The following is an 18,083-nucleotide window of genomic DNA, read 5'->3' on the forward strand; positions in this document are numbered from 1 at the left end:
TGGTTGTTACTCGAGGCAGGCTTCGATCTCGTCAAGCGACGGCAGGTTGTCGGTGACGCGGCTCATGTTGTAGGGCACCGAGACGTCACGCCACTGGGCGTAGTCCTGCATGTAGCTGATCATCGACTGGTAGACCTTGCCGAGCATCGGGTCCTCGCAGGAACCCTGCACGATCACCTGGTTGGTGACCTCCTGGATCTGGGCCAGGTCTTCCTCGGACAGCTGGTTGATGGTGGTGCCGTCCTCGAGGAACTTGGCGGTACCCTCGGTGGACTGCTTCTCGGACCAGGCCAGCGACCAGGCCATGGTGGCCTCGGAGGCGATCTTCAGCTTCTCCTGGGTCTCCTCGGACAGAGCGTCCCAGGCGTCCTTGTTGATCATTACACCGAACACGCTGGCAGACTGGTGCCAGCCCGGCGTCATCCAGTAGTCGGCAACCTCGGAGAAGCCAGCCTTGTAGTCGACACCGGGGGTCGAGAACTCGGCGCCGTCGACCACACCACGCTCGATGGCCTGGTAGATCTCGCCGCCGGCCAGGGTGACCTGGGAACCACCAAGCTGCTCGAGCACCCGCCCCTGGTCACGCCCGGACAGACGCAGACGCTTGCCTTCGATGTCGGCGAGAGACGCGATCGGGGTGCCGCCGCGGAAGCCGGACTCGTTGTTGGTGATACCGTAGGGCAGGTAGACCAGGTTGTACTGGCCGTAGATCTCCTGGTAGAGCTCGAAGCCGCCCCACTGGGTGATCCAGTTCAGGTAGTCCATGCCGTTGAAAAGGCTGGGGGTGGCTGCCAGCGGCGAGAACGCCGGGCTGCGGCCGGCCCAGTAACCCGGCCAGTCGCCGGCGGCCTGGATGCTGCCGGTCTCTGTGGCGTCGAAGACCTCGGTGCCGGGCATCAGGGTGCCGCCGGCGTAGAACTCGATCTGGATCTCGTCCCCGGCCAGCTGGTTGACCAGCTCGGCCCAGTGCTTGTCGATCTGGATCAGGTCGAGGTTTTCCGGCCAGGTGGTGGTCATGGTCCACTTTTCCTGGGCCATGGCGCCACTCGACAGGGCGGCCAGGGCGATGCCGGCAGCCATGCTGGTCAGGGTAAACTTGGTCATGTGCTTCATGCAGGTGCTCCCCGTGGGTTGTTGTGTTCTGTGCAAATGAGGCGATCGCTGCCTCACCGAAATTGCGTCCGGCACCCTGGGCCATTGTCTTGGGTTCGGTGCCTGGGGGTAGTGGCGTTCCAGCGTGGGGTTGGCCCACGATGGCGCCTCGGCTTCATCAAGCTAGCACGGTCTTCAAGAGATGATCGATGCGACCCATGTCGATGAAACGGCACACTTTTTTGGCGGCTGCACAGTCGATAGCGTGAGAAAAAGTTTCGACAATTCAGCAAAATGAATAAGTTAGAGCGACATCTATGCTGCGCTGCCGTAGTCGGCTCGATCGTTTAATCGGCGCAGCCTTTAGACCAAAGTTGATTTATCAGGGAGCCTTAATGTCCCACTTTTTGACCCGACAGGACCTCGCGCGGCTCGCTGCCTTTCGACAGCAACTGCGAGGGCGGCGCTTTCGCGGCTTGCTGTGGGTGAGCGAGGCTCCTGACCGGGCGCGGGGCGTTGCCCGCGAGTGCCTGGCCCAAGGCGGATGGTCGGCGCCGCTGTGGGTCGGGGGAACGGCGATTGACGAGGCTGCTGACAGGGCCGGCACCGGGGCCCATGCCAGGGCCGGCACCGGGGCCCATGACAGGGCCGCCAACCCCCCGCCGTCGCTTGAGCGCCTTCCCGCCGCCAAGGCGCGTACCCGGCTCGGCGGCGAGCACGACCTGGTGGTGTTCGACGCCGCCTCGCCAGGCACTGGCCTCGATCCTGACGCCCTGGGGGCGGTGGCCGGCACCCTGGTGGCGGGAGGCCTGCTGGTGCTGTTGACCCCCGACGACGGTGGCCGCCGACCCGACGACGACTACTGCCGCCTGGCGGCCCACCCTTGGCGGCCGGAACAGCTCACGAGCCGTTATCTAGAGCGCTGCCATCGGCTGCTGGCGGGTTTTCCCGGGATGCTGCGCTGGCGGCAGGGGGAGGGCCTGACGGCAACGCCCGATGATGGCCAGGAAAGCCCTTTTGCCGATGGCTCATGTTCAGACAACCCTTGTCCAGACAGCCCCGACCCGGATTGCCTGAGCCCCGACCAGGCCGAGGTGGTACGTCGGCTGACGCGGCTCAGGCGTCGCCGCCCGTTGGTGATCACCGCTGATCGTGGTCGCGGCAAGTCGGCGGCGCTGGGCATCGCCTGCGCCCGCCTGCTGGTCAAGGCCGAGCAGCAGTGCCAGGCGCCGCTGGATATCCTGGTGACGGCACCGAGGGCGTCCTCGGTGGCGCCGGTATTCGAGCGCCTGGCGACGCTGCTGCCCGAGGGACAGGGCGATGAAAGGGACTTCGAGGCGCCCGGGGGGCGGGTGCGTTTTATCGCCCCTGACGCACTGACTGACGCCGTCGCCCGGGGGGAAGCCGGCGGCCCCGGCTCGCTGCTGCTGGTGGACGAGGCGGCGGCGATTCCGGCGGCGCTGCTGGGCGAGTGGCTGGCGGCATTTCCGCGGCTTGCCTTCGCCACCACGGTGCATGGCTACGAGGGCTCGGGGCGAGGTTTTGCGTTGCGCTTTCGTCGTCATCTGGAGGCGCAGACGCCCCAGTGGCAGGCCATCGAGCTCAGGACGCCGATACGCTGGGCCGATGGAGACCCCCTTGAGCGGGCCATCGACGCGCTGCTGTGCCTGGATGCAGAACTCCCCACAGTGCCGAAGGGGGCGAGGGTGAGTGCGCCTTGTCCTGGTCAAAAGTTGGCCGAGCTGCCCTGTACCACGCTCGATCGTGATGTCCTGGCCCGGGACGAAGCCTCCCTGAGAGCCATCTTCGGCCTGCTGGTCCAGGCTCACTACCGCACCACCCCGGCGGACCTGCGGGCGCTGCTTGACGCGCCGGCGACCCGCATCTCGATCCTCGGGACACCACGTGCGCCGCTGGCGGTGTGCGTGTGCGTCGATGAGGGCGGCTTCGATGCCGATCTGGCCGAGCGAGTGCTGCTGGGACAGCGACGCCCGCGTGGTCACCTGATGGCCCAGTCGCTGGCGGCCCACGCCGGTGAAGCAGCTGCACTGAAGGCACCCAGCGCCCGGATCACCCGGATTGCCGTACACCCCGACTGGCGCCGCCTGGGGTGCGGGGCGAGGCTGATCCAGGAGGCGGCACGCCAGGCCGAACAGGCCGGCAAGGCACTGCTGGGGGCGAGCTTCGGCGCCGATCCGGAGCTGCTAGCGTTCTGGCAGGCGCAGGGCTTTCGTCCGGTGCGCCTGGGACTGACCCGGGAGGCCGCCACCGGCGAGCATGCGGCGATGGTGGCGCTGGCCCTGGGGGAGCACAACCGGGACCTGATCGAGCGGTTGTCGCGGCGCTTTGAGCGGCAGTTGCCGGGGCTGCTGGCGTTCGAACTGACACGCCTGTCGCCACCTGTGGTGCTGGCACTGCTGGGAAGCGCGGGGGACCGTCGTACATTCAGCGCTGAAGACCGCTTTTCGCTCGAGGCCGAGGACTGCTTTTCGCTCGACGCCGAAGATCGCTTTTCTCTCGACGCCGATGACCGTCGTGAGCTCCAGGACCTGGCCAGGGGCCAGCGCGAGCCGGCGCTGGCGCGTCCGGCCATCCAGGCCCTGGTTCGCCGGCTGGCGTCGCTGTCACTGTCGTCGTCGATGTCGTCGCCCAGGTCCAAGGCGAGGTCCAAGGCTGACGATGGCCACGATGACAGTCTGGCCTGGCTCGCAGCGTGGGCGTTTCAGGGACGTTCGGAAAGTTCCCTAGCGCAGGGGCTATCGCTGCGCGGCAAGGCACAGGTCAAGCAATGGTTGCGGGACGCCGTGGGCCGAGCCCTGGCACTGCTGGAGACCCTTTCCAAGGCCCCGGGGCGAGGGTAGAGTGCCAACATTCGCAAAGGCAGACATAGACATCATGAACGAACATCTCGATAGCCTCGCTCCGACCGCCATCTGGCGTCACTTCCGTACCCTGTGCAACACGCCGCGCCCCTCGGGCCACGAGGCGGCTCTGGTCGAGATCCTTGAAGCCTGGGCAGACGAGCGCGGCATCGCCCACGACCGTGACGCCTACGGCAACCTGCGTCTGTCCAAGCCGGCGAGCCCCGGGCGCGAAGGGGCACCGGGGGTGATCCTCCAGGGCCATCTGGACATGGTGGCCCAGGCCAACGCCGACAAGCCACACGACTTCACCCAGGATCCCATCGTCACGCGGGTCGAGGACGGCTGGCTCAAGGCCGACCAGACCACCCTGGGCGCCGACAATGGCCTGGGGGTGGCGGCGGCGCTGGCGATCCTCGGCGATGATGAACTCGTCCATGGCCCGCTGGAGGCGATCTTCACTCTCGAGGAAGAGACCTCCATGGGCGGTGCGCTGAATCTGGCCGAAGGCTGGCTGGAGGGCAGTCTGTTGCTCAACCTGGACTCCGAGGACCGTGGCCAGGTCTACATCGGTTGTGCCGGTGGCGCCGACGTGGTGGTCGAGGCCCAGTTGCCGGTGGAGTCGGTGGGCGAGGACGAAGAAGCCCTGACGCTGAGCCTCAAGGGACTGCGTGGTGGCCACTCCGGGATCGATATCGACAAGGGGCTGGGCAACGCCAATCGCCTGCTGGTGCGGGTGCTGCGCGCCCTCGACAGCTGCGAGGTGCGCCTGGTCGACTACCGTGGCGGCACCCTGAGAAACGCCATCCCCCGCGAGGCCGAGGCGGTGGTGATGGTGCCTCGGGACGAGATCGACGCGCTGCGCTCGCGCATCGAGCGCCTCGAGGCCGATATGCGCCGCGAGCTGTCCGGCGTCGACGAGGGCCTGCGGCTGACCCTGGAGCCCTGCGCCACGCCGCGCGAGGAAGCGCTGACCCGCCACGCCAGCCGCCTGCTGGTGGCGGCGCTGCACGCCGCGCCCTGCGGTGTCGAGCGCATGAGCGTCGAGGTGCCAGGCGTAGTCGAGACCTCCAACAACCTGGGCGTGGTCAGCCTCGAGAACGGCCGCTTTCACCTGTGCGCCCTGGTGCGTTCACTGCGCGACAGCGCCACCATGGATCTGGCCGAGCGCTTCACCGCGCTGTTCGAGCTGATCGGTGCCCGTACCCGGGTCGAGAACGGCTACCCCGGCTGGACGCCTCAGCCCGACAGCGACCTGCTCAAGCACTTCTGTGAGCTGCATCGTCAGCGCCTGGCGGTGGACCCGGAGATCAAGGTCATCCACGCCGGGCTCGAGTGCGGGATTCTCGGCGGCAAGTACCCCGAGCTTCAGATGATTTCCTTCGGCCCCCTGATTCGCGGCGCCCACTCGCCGGACGAGCGCGTCGAGATCGCCTCGGTGGAGGAATTCTACGGCCTGCTCAAGGCGCTGATCGGCGACCTGGCCGAGGGCACCCGCTGATATGAGGCTGAGATGAGTCCGGCCCTCGAGTCACTGTTCGCCCAGCCCCTGGCGCCGGCTCTTGCCGGCGTCTCGCTGCTGGCGATGACGTTGCTGGCGCTGGCCTGGCGAGGGCATCGACAGGGGCAGCGGCGTGAACAGGCCCTGGCAGCAGAGCTCGAGACGACCAAGGCTCAGCTCGAGCAGCGGCGCGAGGCCGCACGCCAGCTCGAGCAGGAGCTGGCCATCAGCGATGCCCAGCTCGACGCCAGCCGAGAGCAGCTCGAGACCCAGCGGGGCGAGCTCGGCGCCGCCCGTCAGCAGCTCGCCGATGTGCGTGAGCACAATGCCCGTCTGGAGACCGAGCGCGAGCAGATGGCGGCGCGTCATCGCGAGCAGATGGCGCTGGTGGAATCCTCCCGGGAGCAGCTCAAGCAGGAATTTCATCGGCTCGCAGGCCAGGTCTTCGACGAGCGCCAGCAGGCCTACCAGACCCAGAGCCGCGAGGGACTCGAGTCGCTGCTCAAGCCGTTTCGCGAGCAGGTGGACCAGTTCCGCCAGCGGGTCGAGGACCTGACCGGACAGCACAGCCGCGAGGCGGTATCGCTCAAGGCCCAGATCGAGCAGCTGGCGGGTCTCAACGCCCGCCTCGGCGAGGAGGCGGCGGGGCTTGCCCGGGCGCTCAAGGGCGACCAGAAGGCCCAGGGCGGCTGGGGCGAGTTGATGCTGGAGACCGTGCTGGAACGCAGCGGCCTGCGGCGCGACATCGAGTACCGCCGCGAGGTGTCGATGAACGGCGAGCAGGGACGCCAGCGTCCCGACGCCATCATCTACCTGCCCGAGGATCGCCACCTGATCGTCGACGCCAAGGTCTCCCTGACCGCCTGGACCCGGGTGGTCAACGCCGACGACGAAACCGAGCGCGAAAGCGCCATGAGCGCCCACCTGACCTCGCTGCGCAGCCATATCCGCGGACTCGCCGCCAAGGACTACCCGGCCCTGCCGGGGCTGCATTCGCCGGACTTCGTGTTCCTGTTCGTACCGGTGGAACCGGCCTTCGCCGCGGCCTTCGAGCGTGATCCTTCGCTGTTCCAGGAAGCCTTCGACCGCCAGGTGGTGGTGGTCACCCCGACCACCCTGCTGGCCAGTCTGCGGACCGTGGCGGGGCTCTGGAGCATGGAGCGCCAGAACGAGAACGCCCGGGTCATCGTGTCACGGGCAGAGCGCCTGCTGGCCAAGTTCTCGGGGTTCGTCGACAGCCTCGACGACGTCGGCAAGCACCTGGAGCGCGCCAGCGCCAGTCATCACCAGGCGATGAACCGGCTGTCCCAGGGCCAGGGCAGCCTGGTCGCTCAGGCGCTCGAGCTCGAACGCCTCGGCGCGCGGATGAAAAAGCCGCTGCCGGAGGAGCTCAAAAGGGCGGCTCAGTCGCCGGCGACGCTGGGCAACGATGGTCAGGCCGTCGACGACGCCTGAAGTGACCGCCGTAAACGACGACGCCCCGCTCAAGCCGAGCGGGGCGTCTTCCTTTGCACTGCGTGGGTCGCCAGGGGGTCAGCCCAGGTAGGCGCCCAGCATCCACACGGTCTTTTCCTGCTCTCGGATGTAGTCTCCGACCTGGGAGGCGGTGCCTTCATCGTCGGCGTCGGAGGCAACGGACAGGATCTCGCGTTGCAGTTCGATCAGCCGCTGGTAGCCTTCCAGCACGCCGCGCACGCAGGCTTCGCCGTCATGCACGTCCTTGGCCTCGGTGATGCGCGACAGCGAGATATAGTCGCTGTAGGCGTGAACCGGCTTGTGACCGAGGGTCAGGATGCGCTCGGCGACCTCGTCCACCTTGGCCAGCAGGTCGGTGTAGAATTCCTCGAATTTTTCGTGGAGTTCGAAGAAGTTCGAGCCCTTCACGTTCCAGTGATAGCCACGAACGTTCATGTAGAAGATCTGGTAGTTGGCCAGGAGCTCGTTGAGCTTTTCGGCCAGATCGCTGGCGCTGCCTGAATGCAGGCCGATGGCGTTAGTGTCGCTCATGCAATACCTCCTTGATCGCTGTGTTCCAGTCTATCCCTAAGGGAGGGCGTTGGAGAGTGAATCTCTTCCATCGCCACGATAGCGTCCATTGATGACGCCTGCCTATGACGTAGGGATGACATAGGGATGACGAAGGCCGCTTTCAAGGGCAGCCCTGTCACCTCGGTAGGCCGGGCCTCCCTTCAACGGCCGATGGCCTGGAGCGTGCGAATCAGGTTCTCGCTTCGATCGGCGAGCAGCTCGGCGCAGCGTTCCAGCGCCTCGTCCAGTGCCATCGGGCCGTCGGCCAGGGCGAAGGCGGCGCTGACGCCCTCGTCCAGCGCCGCCTGCCAGCCTGGTGCCATACGACCGGCCAGCACGATCACCGGCACCCCCTTGGCGCGGGCCGCCCGCGAAATGCCGATCGGGGTCTTGCCCGACAGGCTCTGGCCATCGAGCTGGCCCTCGCCGGTGATCACCAGATCCGCTCGTGCCAGGCGTTCGTCCATGCCGGCCTGCTCCATGATCATCTCGATACCTGGGCGAAGCTCGCCGCCAAGGAAGGCAGCGACGGCAAAGCCCATGCCCCCGGCCGCGCCCGTGCCGGGGGCGTCGCGCAGGTCCTCGCCGAGGCACTCGGCAGCCTTGTCGGCCCAGTGCGCCAGGGCGGCGTCCAGGCGCGCTACATCGGCTTCGCTGGCACCCTTCTGGGGACCGAAGACCGCGCTGGCGCCGCGCTCGCCCAGCAGCGGATTGTCCACGTCCACCGCCGCCTCCACCCTGACATCGGCCAGGCGCGAATCGAGCCCCGACAGATCCACCCGTGCCAGTTCCTCGAGCCCAGCCCCGGTGGGGGGAATCGGCTGGTCGTCGGCGTCGAGCAGGCGGGCACCCAGGGCCACCAGCATGCCGGCGCCCCCGTCGTTGGTGGCGCTGCCGCCCAGGGTAATCAACAGGCGTTCGGCGCCAGCGTCCAGGGCGGCCAGGATCAGCTCGCCGACGCCGTGGGTGGTGCTGTCCAGCGCGGTGCGCTCTGACGAGCTCAGCGCCTGCAGGCCGCTGGCCTCGGCCAGCTCGATATAGCCGGTGCGGGACTCTGGGTGCCAACCCCAGGCGGCCTCGGCGGGGCGCCCCAGGGCGTCCTGTACCCTGACGCTGCGTTTTTCGGCCCCGGTGGCGCCGAGCAGGGCGTCGAGGCTGCCCTCGCCACCATCGGCCATGGGGCACTCGTCGATGGTGATGTCCGGGTCGGCGCGGCGGGCCCCCTCGGCAATGGCGCGGGCGGCGTCGCTGGCGGCCAGGGCATCCTTGTAGCTGTCGGGGCAGATCAACAGGTTCATGGTCGGTCCTCTGGTGAAAAGGTGGGCGCACGCCTGAGGGGCGACAGGCCGATCGCCGCTGGGCCCGAGGTTCGGCTGGGCGAGCGTTTGCCCGTGGCTCGGGACAGCGTAGACTCTTGACAGTATTTCACGCCCCTGGCTGGGAGGTCCTGATGCAAATGTACAAAAATTTGCCCGATAGAGGCCGCAACATTTGGGCGAAATGCTCATCAGTGGCGGTGCTGGGCCTGTTGCCCTGGCTAAGCGCCTGTCAGAGCACGCCTCAGCAGATGCCGGTGGCGGAACCCGCTCCCTCGTCCGGGTGTCAATGGCCGGTGGTAGCCGGCTCGGTATCCCTGGCCGATGTGGTCACGGTGCTGGAAGGCCGCGACTTCCTGGTGCGTGATACCGATACCGCACTCGGGGTGGTCAGCGCCGAGAAGACCGAGCGCACCACCTACCATAACGCCGACGCCGTGCGCCCACGCCTGGGCGGCTTCGTGCTGGGTGGCAGCGGTGGCCACGTCGGCGCCGGCGTAGGGGTCGGCTTTGGCTCCTGGGGCTGGGGTACCAACGACGATGCGACCCGGGTCGAGCGGGTCTCGGTGGCGCTGGATGGCCAGGACGTCCGTCTGACGCGGGATATTCGCCTGTTTGACTGGACCGGCCAGCTACGTGAGTCGCGCACCGCCAGTGACGCCGACTTCTGCGCATCGGTGCGTCAGCAACTGGCGTCGGTGGCATCCAGCAGCGGGGGTGTGCAATGACGCGAAGGTGGACATCAGTGGAGGGAAAGGCCCCCGGAAAGAGACTGCTGAGCCTGTCGGTGATGCTGATGGCCGTCGGGCTGTCGGGCTGCGCCGGCTCATCATCGATGGCCGAGCCGCCGCGCCAGATGCTGGTCGCGGTGGCGCCCGGGCCGGCCCTGAACGAAACCCTGGCGATGCTGCTTGAGCAGGGCTATGTCATCACCCAGGCCGACGGCGAACTGGGGCGTATCGACGCCTCCCTGGCACGTCCGCCGGGCTATCGCCTCGAGGCGCGGGTCGAGCCTGCCGGCGCCTCCGGTGCCAGCGTCTCGCTGCAAGGCTACCGTGGCGGGCGGCGCCTGCCGCCTGCGGTGGTGGAACCCCTGTTTGTCGAACTACAAGGAAGACTAGCCCGTTGATCTATCTCTCGCGTGCTGTGGCCGGATTTCAGGCCGCTTTGGACTTGCATCGCCGCGCCGTGGCGGCATTTCTTCTGTCTCTCGCGCTGGGCGCCGGCCTGTGGCTGGCGCCCGCCACACTGGCGATGGCGCATCCCCATAGCTGGGTGGATCTGTCGGTGACGCTCGAGACCGACGACCAGGGCAGGGTCACCGCCCTGCGCCAGGTGTGGCGCCTGGATCCCTTCTACAGCCTGGTGCTGCTCGAGGAGGCTCGCGCCGCCGAGGACGGCCAGGACGCCGCGCTGGATCGGCTGGGGGGCGACATGCTGGTCAATCTTGCGCCCCGGGACTTCTTTACCGAGGCCGAGGTCGACGGCCAGGCGCTGGCCTTCGCAGCGGTCAGCGAAGCCACAGTGATGGCCCGTGACGAGCGCGTGGTGCTGCACTTTCGGCTGCCGCTGGCCGAGCCTCAGGACCTTGCCGGCAGTACCCTGGAATATCGCGTTTTCGATCCCTCCTACTACGTCGAGGTGGTGCACGAAGCCGACGACGAGGGGCCTCTGGCCCAGGCGTTGAGCGTGCCGGATGCCTGTCAGGCGTCGATCATCGTCGCCGACCCCGATCCCGAGAAGGTCATGGCGGCGGCCCAGCTCGATGTCGACGATAGCGCCCCCCAGGGGCTCGGTCGCTTCTTTGCCGAGACGGGGCGGGTGTCATGCTGAGCTGGCAACGACCCTGGCTGCAGCTGGCTCTGGCGCTGGGCGTGGTGGCGGTGCTCATCCTGGCGCTCGAGGCCAGCGGAGCGCTGGACGCCCTCGGACACTGGGTCATCGCCATGCAGGCCGACCTGCACCGCCGCTTGACCCAGGCGGTAACGCTGCTCGACCGGACGCCTTCCTCCGACGCCTGGCTGACCTTGATCGGCCTGAGCCTGTTCTACGGTGTCTTCCATGCCGCCGGGCCAGGCCACGGCAAGGCCGTGATCAGTGCCTACCTGGTCTCCCAGGGCGGAGCCTGGCGGCGGGCCCTGGCGCTGTCGGTGGCGGCCGCCCTGCTGCAGGGTGCGGTGGCCATCGTGCTGATCCTGGCGCTGGTGCAGGGGCTTGGCTGGCTGACCCGGGAGGCCCTGGGCAGCGTGGTCTGGGTTGAGCGACTGAGCTTTGCGCTGGTCGCGCTGCTGGGCCTGTGGCTGAGTGCACGGGCGCTTGGACGACTGCTCAAGATCGCGCGATCCTCCTCGGCGGACCCGGCGCCTTCTCATGATGGCCACCATGGCCCTCATGAACCGCACCGCCACCACCAATACCACGGTCACCACGAACACCACGATTGCTGCTCCGGCCATCATCATGTCTCGCCCCACGGGCCGCGTCGGGAGGCCTGGCTTGCGGTGCTGGCGATCGGCGCAAGACCCTGCTCAGGGGCGGTGCTGCTGATGGGGGTGACCAGCCTGCTCGGCCAGCCCTGGATGGGGGTGGCCGCTGTACTGGCGATGTCGCTGGGTACCGCCTTGACGGTATCGACGCTGGGGCTTGCCAGCGTGTTGGCGCGGGACTGGGTCGCCGCCCGTGCCGCACGGACCTCCGCCGCTCGTGGTCGAGTGATGGCGCGGCTGGGTGCGCTGGTAGCGCTGACCGGGGGGCTGTTGATCGCCGGGCTCGGGATCCTGCTGATGTCTCAGGTCGGCGCCAGCGACCCCAGCCTGCCACTGATGTCCCCCGGAGGGCGACCAGGGGGACTGGGAGCCTGAGCCAGGCCGCTTCGACCTGGCTTTCGCGATAGGACCTGGGCTGTAGTCCGCTATCTGGCGGCCCGGGGCCATGCCCGGGGCACTGCCCCGAGCATCACACCGTCTCGTTCAACCCTTGAAGGACAGCCCGCCTGCCAGCGCCAGGATACGGTCCTTGGTGGCGGCAAGGCTGTCCTTGTCGTAGGGCGTCGCCTGGCCCTGACCCCACACCGGGCCAGGCCAGGCGGGGTCGCCCTGGTGGCGAACGATGACGTGGATGTGCAGTTGCGCGACCATATTGCCGAGGCTGGCGATATTGAGCTTGTCGCCGCTGGCATAGGCCTTCAACGCCTTGCCGATGCGGGTGGCCTCTCGCCATAGCTGCTGCTGGTCCTGTTCGGACAGATCGTACACCTCGCTCACCTCGGCGCGGCGCGGGATCAGCACCAGCCAGGGATAGCGGGCGTCGTCCATCAGCCGCAGCTGACACAGTGGCAGTTCGGTGATGGGGTAGCTGTCCGCGACGAGGCGCGGATCGACGACGAAGTCGCTCATGCAAGGCCTCCAGGATGGTGTCCAGCGCCTAGGGTACATCAGAGCGGGTGGGCAGGGTGACAACGCAGATGATTCGAACAGAGGACGACAGATGACGCCAGTCGAGGGAGTGGCCCTGCTGCTTGCGGGTATCGTGGCAGGTTTTATCAATGTGCTGGCGGCCGGGGGCTCGATGCTGACCCTGCCGCTGTTGATGTTTCTGGGCCTGCCGCCGCAGGTGGCCAACGGTACCAACCGGGTGTCGATCACCCTGCAGAGCGTGTCGGCGGTGGCCAACTTCTTCCGCGCCGGTGCCCGTCATATCCGTCTCAGCCTGCGCCTGTCGGTGCCCGCGGTACTGGGCTCGATGCTGGGGGTGTGGCTGGCGCTCAGGGTCAGCGACGCCCTGTTCGAAACCATCTTGATGGTGGTGATGGTGGCCGCGGCGATCATCATGCTGTTGCCCCAGCCGAAGCTCGACACCCGCCCGCTGACCGTCGAGCGACTGACCCCTGGGGTCTATCTGGCGATGTTTGTCATCGGGCTCTATGGCGGCTTTCTGCAGGTGGGTGTCGGCATCCTGTTCATGATCGTGCTCTATCGCATGCTCAAGATCGATCTTGGCCAGGTCAACGCCTTCAAGGTACTGATCATCCTGGTCTACACCCTGCCGGCGCTGGCCATCTTCCTGTGGCACGACCAGGTGCGCTGGAGCTACGGCCTGGTGCTGGCTGCCGGCAGCATGACCGGGGCCTGGCTGGCGGTGAAGGTCAACATGAGCTCCCGTGGCGCCATGGTGGTCAAGTGGCTGACGGTGGCGGTGATTGGCGTGATCATCCTCAAGCTGGCGCTATCATAAGCGGCCACGCGATGGTCATGTCCCAGGTGGCGCTGTCGTGAGTGGCTTGGCACTGACGTGAAGGGGCTTCGCAGTTGCCGGACGGCGTCTGGCGTTGTGCCGTGTGGCGGATTACCTCGTCCGAGCGTTGGCTGGGAGGCTAGCGATGGGCGGTGATCGTGCTAGATTGTCAGAGGATGATGTATTTCGCTTACCTGCCTGGCTGCAAGGAGATAGGAACCATGAAAAGGATGCTGTCGTTGATTCTGGTATCAGTATTCACCCTGGCGCTGTTGAACGGCTGCAACACCGTTCGTGGGGTGGGCGAGGATATCGAGAAGGGTGGAGAGGCGATCCAGAAAAGCTCCAGCTAGCCAGAAAGGCTCGGTCTAGCCGGAAACGTTCCCGCTAGACCGAGCCAGGAAACGTAGGGGCAGCGAGAAGAACCACGGCGGTGAGCCGCCTCGTCGTCGCTTTTCTCCCCATGGGTGCTCTTTGTCGCCGTGCCTCTGCTGACTCGCGCTATCCGTTTCTCCGTCGGAACTTTCCCGCCATTGCTGTCTCCAACAGGTTCCATGTTCGTCGTCCCGACCGCCAGGTCTGTCAGTTGGCAACGAGTTGACCACGGCCTGTCCGTCAGGCGCAGCGCCGTGATAGGTTTTGAGGCGCGCTGCAGCGATACGAGGCTGGCGGGCGCTTGCACAAGGATTTCTGGCACTGGAGGCCATCGATGAAACCACTTCTTCCCCTGCTGCTGGTCGCGGCTCTGGCCGGCTGCTCGTCGTCGTCCGGCGGATCCGGCGAACCGGCACCGCTGCCGCCGGAGCGCGCTCCCATGGCCGAGGCCTGCGACGCCGAGGCGGTGCAGGGCCTGGTCGGCCAGAGCTACGACGCCAGCTTCGATGAACGGCTCAAGGCCGAGAGCGGGGCCAAGACGGTGCGGGTGCTGCGTCCCGGCGGGGTTGCCACCATGGACCTGCGGCTGGATCGCCTCAACGTGCGCCTGGATGATGCCGATGTCATCCGTGAGCTGGCCTGCGGCTGAGCGTCACGCTGCCCGCCCGGCAATCGACAAGGCCGCCCTTCGGGGCGGCCTTGTTGTGTGGACTGGTTGTGTGGACTTGTTGTGTGAAGACGTATCGAGCTGTCGGGGGATGGCACGCCTTCAGCGCTCGCCCAGTTCCTGGTTCGTTCGCATCTCTTCCTCTTCGGCCTGCTTGCGCAACTTCTTGCGCAGCGCGGCTTTTTCGTAGCGCAGCTTGCGGATTGGCGTGTCCAGGGTCAGCGGAGGCACCGAGGCCGGGCGGCCGTCGGGGTCCACCGCCACCATGGTCAGGTAGCAGCTGTTGGTGTGGCGAATGACCTTCTGGCGGATGTCCTCCGCCACCACCTTGATGCCGATCTCCATGGAAGAGCGGCCCACATGGTTGACGCTGGCCAGAAAAGTCACCAGCTCGCCCACGTGGATCGGTTGCTTGAAGCGCACCTGGTCCACCGACAGGGTCACCACATAATGGCCCGAGTAGCGACTGGCGCAGGCGTAGGCGACCTCGTCGAGCTTCTTGAGGATGGCACCACCGTGTACCTTGCCACTGAAATTGGCCATGTCGGGGGTCATCAGTACGGTCATGCTCAATTCGTGCTGACCCGGTAGGCTCTGCTCTGCCATCGAAGTTTCCTCGGAATACGGTGCGCGGGGGGGGGCTGTTGGCGTCTGTCTGGCGCTCCACCACAGCATAACGCCTTGCCCCCCGGCAAGGGGACAAGGCGCTCGTTGAAAGTCAGTTGTCGCCTCGGCTGTACAGGCCACCAGGCGCCCGACTGACGCTCCGGGAGGCCTCTACAGCCAGGTCAGGCAGACCGAGATGATGATGCCGGTGACGAACAACTGGATCAGGCAGAAGCCCATGATGTCCTTGGCCTTTAGCCCGGCGATGCCAAGTACCGGCAGCGCCCAGAAGGGCTGCAGCAGGTTGGTCCAGGCGTCACCCCAGGCCACGGCCATGGCCGCACGGGGAATATCTACGCCAAGCGCCTGGGCGGCAGGAATGACCACCGGGGCCTGAACCGCCCACTGGCCGCCGCCGGAGGGCACGAACATGTTGACGATGCCGGCGCTGAGGAAGGTCCAGAACGGCAGGCTGGTCTCGGTGGCAAAGGAGATCATCGCCTCGGACATGGTCTCGGCCAGTCCCGACTGGATCATGATGGCCATGATGCCGGCGTAGAAGGGGAACTGGATGACGATGCCGGCGCCACCCTTGATGCCCTCGTGCAGGCTGTTGAGCAGGCTCTGGGGGGTGCGGTGGAGGATGATGGCCAGGAACAGGAACATGAAGTTGACCACGTTCAGGTTCAGACCGCCGCCGCCGACGAAGTAGCTGATCAGATAGATCAGACCCGGTACGCCCACCAGCAGCGCCAGGGTCATGCTGTTCTCGAGGCGCTCGGCCGGGCGAGTGATGCGTACCCGACGGTCCTCGTCATCTCCCAGCAGCGCCGGATCGACGTAGACGCTTTCCTTTTCGCCGGGCAGCATCAGCCGGTTGACCAGCGGCACCGCGATGAACAGGGCCAGCACGATCAACAGGTTGAAGTAGGAGAAGATCGTCTCGCTGGTGCCGATCACGCCGATCTGCTCCACCGAGAAGTGGCCATCGGTGGCGATAGTCAGCGGCACCGAGCCGGCAAGACCACCGTGCCAGACCACGAAGCCGGAGTAGGCGCTAGCCACCAGCAGGCGGTAGTCCACCCGAATGACCCGGGCCAGCTCCTTGGCGAACAGGGCGCCGACCACCAGACCGAAGCCCCAGTTGATCCAGCTGGCCGCCAGCGACACCAGGGTCACCAGCAGGATGGCGGCGCCGGCATTGTTGGCAAGGCCTGCCAGGCTCTGCAGCAGTCGCTTGACCGGCGGTGAGCTTGCCAGCATGAAGCCAGTGACCAGCACCAGCAGCATCTGCATGGAGAAGCTCAGCAGGTTCCAGAAGCCATCACCCCAATAGGTGAGCACGGCCATGGGCGACTGGCGTTCGATGGCGATGGCTGCTGCGGCGGCGATGATCGTCAGCAACAGGACGAAGATGTAGGGATCTGGCAGATAGCGTTCCACCAGTTTCACGGCGGGTCGTGACAATGCTCTCAGCATGGCGTGTATCGCTTCTTCTGGTTGTGAAAGAGGGCCTTCCCGGGCCACTGGGAGTCAACGGTGCCGCAGCAGGCGCCCGTGAGTCAAAACCACCTGTAAGGCAGATAACGTCTCGGCACATTCACCATCGGTGATCTTCGGCCGTCGCTCCTCAGGCAGTGTCACGCCAGCGCGTGCTGCGATAGCGAAGATAGTAGGTCACAAGTACCGCCGAGCGCACTGCGGTAAAGGTCGTAAAGGCCAGCCACAGGCCGTGGTTGCCGAGCCCCTGGGTCAGCCACCACAGCGGCAGATAGACCGCCAGACCGATGAAGATGGAGTTGCGCATTTCGGCAATCGCGGTGGCGCCGATGAAGACCCCATCGAGCAGGTAGCTCCACACCGCGATCAGCGGCATGGCGACCATCCAGGGCAGAAACTGGGCCGCCGTGGCGCGCACCTCCGGCAGGCCGGTAAGCAGCGCGATCAGGGCGTTGCCACCCAGCGCGAAGGCGAGGCTTGCCAGGGCCGCGGTGGCCAGCGAGCACAACGCCGCCGCGCGCACCGACAGCGCGAAGTCATCGAAACGACGGCGACCGATGGCGTGACCGGTGAGGGCCTCGGCGGCGTTGGCGAAGCCGTCCAGGCCGTAGGAGGTCAGCATGATGAACTGCAGCAGCACCGCGTTGGCGGCCAGCACGGTGTCCCCCTGGGACGCCCCCTGGGCGGTAAAGAAGGCCTGGGCGAACAGCAGGCCAAGGGTGCGCACGAACAGGTTGGCGTTGACCGAGAACAGCTCCCGGTAGGCGCCAATGGTCAACAGCCGCGCCCGCTCGAAATGTCCGCCCAGTCGGCCCAAGCGTCGACGGCACAGCCACAGCCCCAGGGCGGCGGTGGTGTAGTCGGCGATTACCGTGGCCCAGGCCACGCCGTCGCTGGTCATGTCGAGTCCCACTACGAACAGCACATCGAGCACGATATTGACGCCGTTGTTGGTCAGCAGCAGCAACAGCGTCACCCGACTGTTCTGCTGGCCGAGGAACCAGCCGAGGATGGCGTAATTGGCCAGCACCGCTGGCGCCGACAGCAGACGAATGGCGGCGTAGCTCTCGGCGAGCCCGGTAGCCTCGGGGCTTCCATCCAGTAGCCACAGCCCCAGCGCGATCAGCGGGTCACCCAGCAGGATCAGCGCAAGTCCGATCCCTCCTGCCAACAGCAGCGACTGCCCCAGCAGATGGCGCACCTGATCGTCGCGCTCGCGTCCCAGCGCCTGGGAGGTCAGGCCGGTAGTCCCCATGCGCAGAAAGCCAAACCCCCAGTAGAGGAAGCCGAACAGGGTCGCGCCCAGCGTCACTCCGGCCAGGTAGCGTGAGTCGGGCAGGTGGCCGACCACGGCGGTGTCGACGAGGCCCAGCAGCGGCACCGTGATATTGGACAGGATGATCGGCCAGGCCAGGCCGGCGATGCGCGGCAGGCGTTCGAGGGTGGACGAGAAGGTGCTGGTGGAGGTCGACACGATGAAAGGCCTGTTCGGCTGAAGGCAAGGGCGTAACGGGACGGCGGCGAGGTGGGCAAGTGTCCGGTGATGGGGGAAGGGGGTCAAGGCCATGACCCCAAGGCGACGGCCTCAAGGTAATGCCGTCGCCAGGCATGGCGGTCGCGTCGCGGGAAGTGGTTGCTCAGGGCGGGCCATGTCTGGAGTTGAAATGTCCGATATATCATTCAAGTGTCATCTCGTGTGATGAAACAATCTGTATCTCCTGTTAATCAATAGATACGCTTGGTTTCATTCTAGAGGATGACAAAAATAGTCAGGATGACTACTAATAAAGAGAGGTCGATATTAATAAAAAAGGATTAATAAAAGGCAGGAGGTATAAGAAGAAAACAGGAATCACTCGCGAAAAGCTGGCGATATACAAAGAAAAAAACGATTTTACGCAGGA

Annotated in this window: 17 protein-coding genes; 10 read left to right on the forward strand and 7 right to left on the reverse strand. The window is 66.3% G+C overall.

Going from position 1 to position 18,083, the window contains the following annotated elements:
* Positions 1 to 6: 6 nt before the first annotated feature.
* Positions 7 to 1,113, reverse strand: coding sequence for a TRAP transporter substrate-binding protein DctP (gene dctP, locus NFH98_RS01910; protein WP_348827492.1), 1,107 nt, complete (start codon positions 1,111 to 1,113; stop codon positions 7 to 9).
* A 374-nt stretch (positions 1,114 to 1,487) separates the two neighbouring features.
* Here dctP and NFH98_RS01915 point away from each other — a divergent pair, with 374 nt between their 5' ends.
* From NFH98_RS01915 to NFH98_RS01925, 3 genes are read left to right on the forward strand one after another with little or no spacing between them, the layout of a single operon-like run.
* The gene (locus NFH98_RS01915; RefSeq protein ID WP_349622143.1) at positions 1,488 to 3,953 is read left to right on the forward strand and encodes a GNAT family N-acetyltransferase; all 2,466 of its coding nucleotides are present in this window, start codon (positions 1,488 to 1,490) and stop codon (positions 3,951 to 3,953) included.
* Between the two features lie 34 nt (positions 3,954 to 3,987).
* Positions 3,988 to 5,454 (forward strand): aminoacyl-histidine dipeptidase, encoded by a 1,467-nt coding sequence (locus NFH98_RS01920; protein WP_349622144.1) that lies wholly within the window; start codon positions 3,988 to 3,990, stop codon positions 5,452 to 5,454.
* Between the two features lie 12 nt (positions 5,455 to 5,466).
* Positions 5,467 to 6,909 carry a DNA recombination protein RmuC gene (locus NFH98_RS01925; protein WP_348827495.1) on the forward strand — a complete coding sequence of 481 codons (1,443 nt, stop codon included), beginning with the start codon at positions 5,467 to 5,469 and terminating at the stop codon, positions 6,907 to 6,909.
* Between the two features lie 78 nt (positions 6,910 to 6,987).
* Here NFH98_RS01925 and NFH98_RS01930 read toward each other — a convergent pair whose 3' ends face one another.
* Positions 6,988 to 7,461: a Dps family protein gene (locus tag NFH98_RS01930; protein WP_108131144.1), complete on the reverse strand. Its 474-nt coding sequence runs from the start codon at positions 7,459 to 7,461 to the stop codon at positions 6,988 to 6,990.
* A gap of 182 nt (positions 7,462 to 7,643) precedes the next feature.
* Positions 7,644 to 8,780 carry a glycerate kinase gene (locus tag NFH98_RS01935; protein WP_253555142.1) on the reverse strand — a complete coding sequence of 379 codons (1,137 nt, stop codon included), beginning with the start codon at positions 8,778 to 8,780 and terminating at the stop codon, positions 7,644 to 7,646.
* A gap of 212 nt (positions 8,781 to 8,992) precedes the next feature.
* Between NFH98_RS01935 and NFH98_RS01940 the strand changes: the two genes are divergently transcribed.
* The 4 genes from NFH98_RS01940 to NFH98_RS01955 are packed head-to-tail and all read left to right on the forward strand — an operon-like array spanning position 8,993 to position 11,659.
* Positions 8,993 to 9,526 (forward strand): hypothetical protein, encoded by a 534-nt coding sequence (locus NFH98_RS01940; protein WP_108195008.1) that lies wholly within the window; start codon positions 8,993 to 8,995, stop codon positions 9,524 to 9,526.
* Positions 9,527 to 9,543: 17 nt separating this feature from the next.
* Positions 9,544 to 9,927 (forward strand): hypothetical protein, encoded by a 384-nt coding sequence (locus tag NFH98_RS01945; RefSeq protein WP_348827496.1) that lies wholly within the window; start codon positions 9,544 to 9,546, stop codon positions 9,925 to 9,927.
* A gap of 59 nt (positions 9,928 to 9,986) precedes the next feature.
* On the forward strand, positions 9,987 to 10,631 hold the full coding sequence (locus tag NFH98_RS01950; RefSeq protein WP_348827497.1) for a DUF1007 family protein: 645 nt from the start codon (positions 9,987 to 9,989) through the stop codon (positions 10,629 to 10,631).
* Positions 10,625 to 11,659, forward strand: coding sequence for a nickel/cobalt transporter (locus NFH98_RS01955; RefSeq protein ID WP_348827498.1), 1,035 nt, complete (start codon positions 10,625 to 10,627; stop codon positions 11,657 to 11,659). Before NFH98_RS01950 ends, NFH98_RS01955 begins: the two co-directional genes overlap by 7 nt.
* Positions 11,660 to 11,767: 108 nt before the next feature.
* Here the strand turns inward: NFH98_RS01955 and NFH98_RS01960 are convergent, their stop codons facing one another.
* Positions 11,768 to 12,193 carry an HIT family protein gene (locus tag NFH98_RS01960; RefSeq protein WP_045991397.1) on the reverse strand — a complete coding sequence of 142 codons (426 nt, stop codon included), beginning with the start codon at positions 12,191 to 12,193 and terminating at the stop codon, positions 11,768 to 11,770.
* 91 nt (positions 12,194 to 12,284) lie between these two features.
* Here NFH98_RS01960 and NFH98_RS01965 point away from each other — a divergent pair, with 91 nt between their 5' ends.
* The 3 genes from NFH98_RS01965 (at position 12,285) to NFH98_RS01975 (ending at position 14,055) form a co-directional block, all read left to right on the forward strand.
* Positions 12,285 to 13,031 (forward strand): sulfite exporter TauE/SafE family protein, encoded by a 747-nt coding sequence (locus NFH98_RS01965; RefSeq protein WP_045991398.1) that lies wholly within the window; start codon positions 12,285 to 12,287, stop codon positions 13,029 to 13,031.
* 221 nt (positions 13,032 to 13,252) lie between these two features.
* Complete coding sequence (locus NFH98_RS01970; RefSeq protein ID WP_045991399.1) at positions 13,253 to 13,384, forward strand: entericidin A/B family lipoprotein; 132 nt, start codon at positions 13,253 to 13,255, stop codon at positions 13,382 to 13,384.
* 356 nt (positions 13,385 to 13,740) lie between these two features.
* Positions 13,741 to 14,055 carry an I78 family peptidase inhibitor gene (locus NFH98_RS01975; protein WP_045991400.1) on the forward strand — a complete coding sequence of 105 codons (315 nt, stop codon included), beginning with the start codon at positions 13,741 to 13,743 and terminating at the stop codon, positions 14,053 to 14,055.
* A gap of 120 nt (positions 14,056 to 14,175) precedes the next feature.
* On the opposite strand, the gene NFH98_RS01980 is transcribed toward NFH98_RS01975, so the two are convergent.
* The 3 genes from NFH98_RS01980 to NFH98_RS01990 all read right to left on the reverse strand — a co-directional run bounded on the left by NFH98_RS01980 (position 14,176) and on the right by NFH98_RS01990 (position 17,653).
* A complete protein-coding gene (locus tag NFH98_RS01980) occupies positions 14,176 to 14,679 on the reverse strand; it encodes an acyl-CoA thioesterase (RefSeq protein ID WP_045991401.1) in 504 nt (167 codons plus the stop codon).
* Between the two features lie 171 nt (positions 14,680 to 14,850).
* Positions 14,851 to 16,158, reverse strand: a complete 1,308-nt coding sequence (locus tag NFH98_RS01985) for a short-chain fatty acid transporter (RefSeq protein ID WP_045991402.1) — start codon at positions 16,156 to 16,158, stop codon at positions 14,851 to 14,853.
* 151 nt (positions 16,159 to 16,309) lie between these two features.
* Positions 16,310 to 17,653 (reverse strand): MATE family efflux transporter, encoded by a 1,344-nt coding sequence (locus NFH98_RS01990; RefSeq protein WP_231498423.1) that lies wholly within the window; start codon positions 17,651 to 17,653, stop codon positions 16,310 to 16,312.
* Positions 17,654 to 18,083 lie beyond the last annotated feature (430 nt).

Source organism: Halomonas sp. H33-56 (genome assembly GCF_040147035.1).
Taxonomy (GTDB): Bacteria; Pseudomonadota; Gammaproteobacteria; order Pseudomonadales; family Halomonadaceae; genus Halomonas; species Halomonas litopenaei.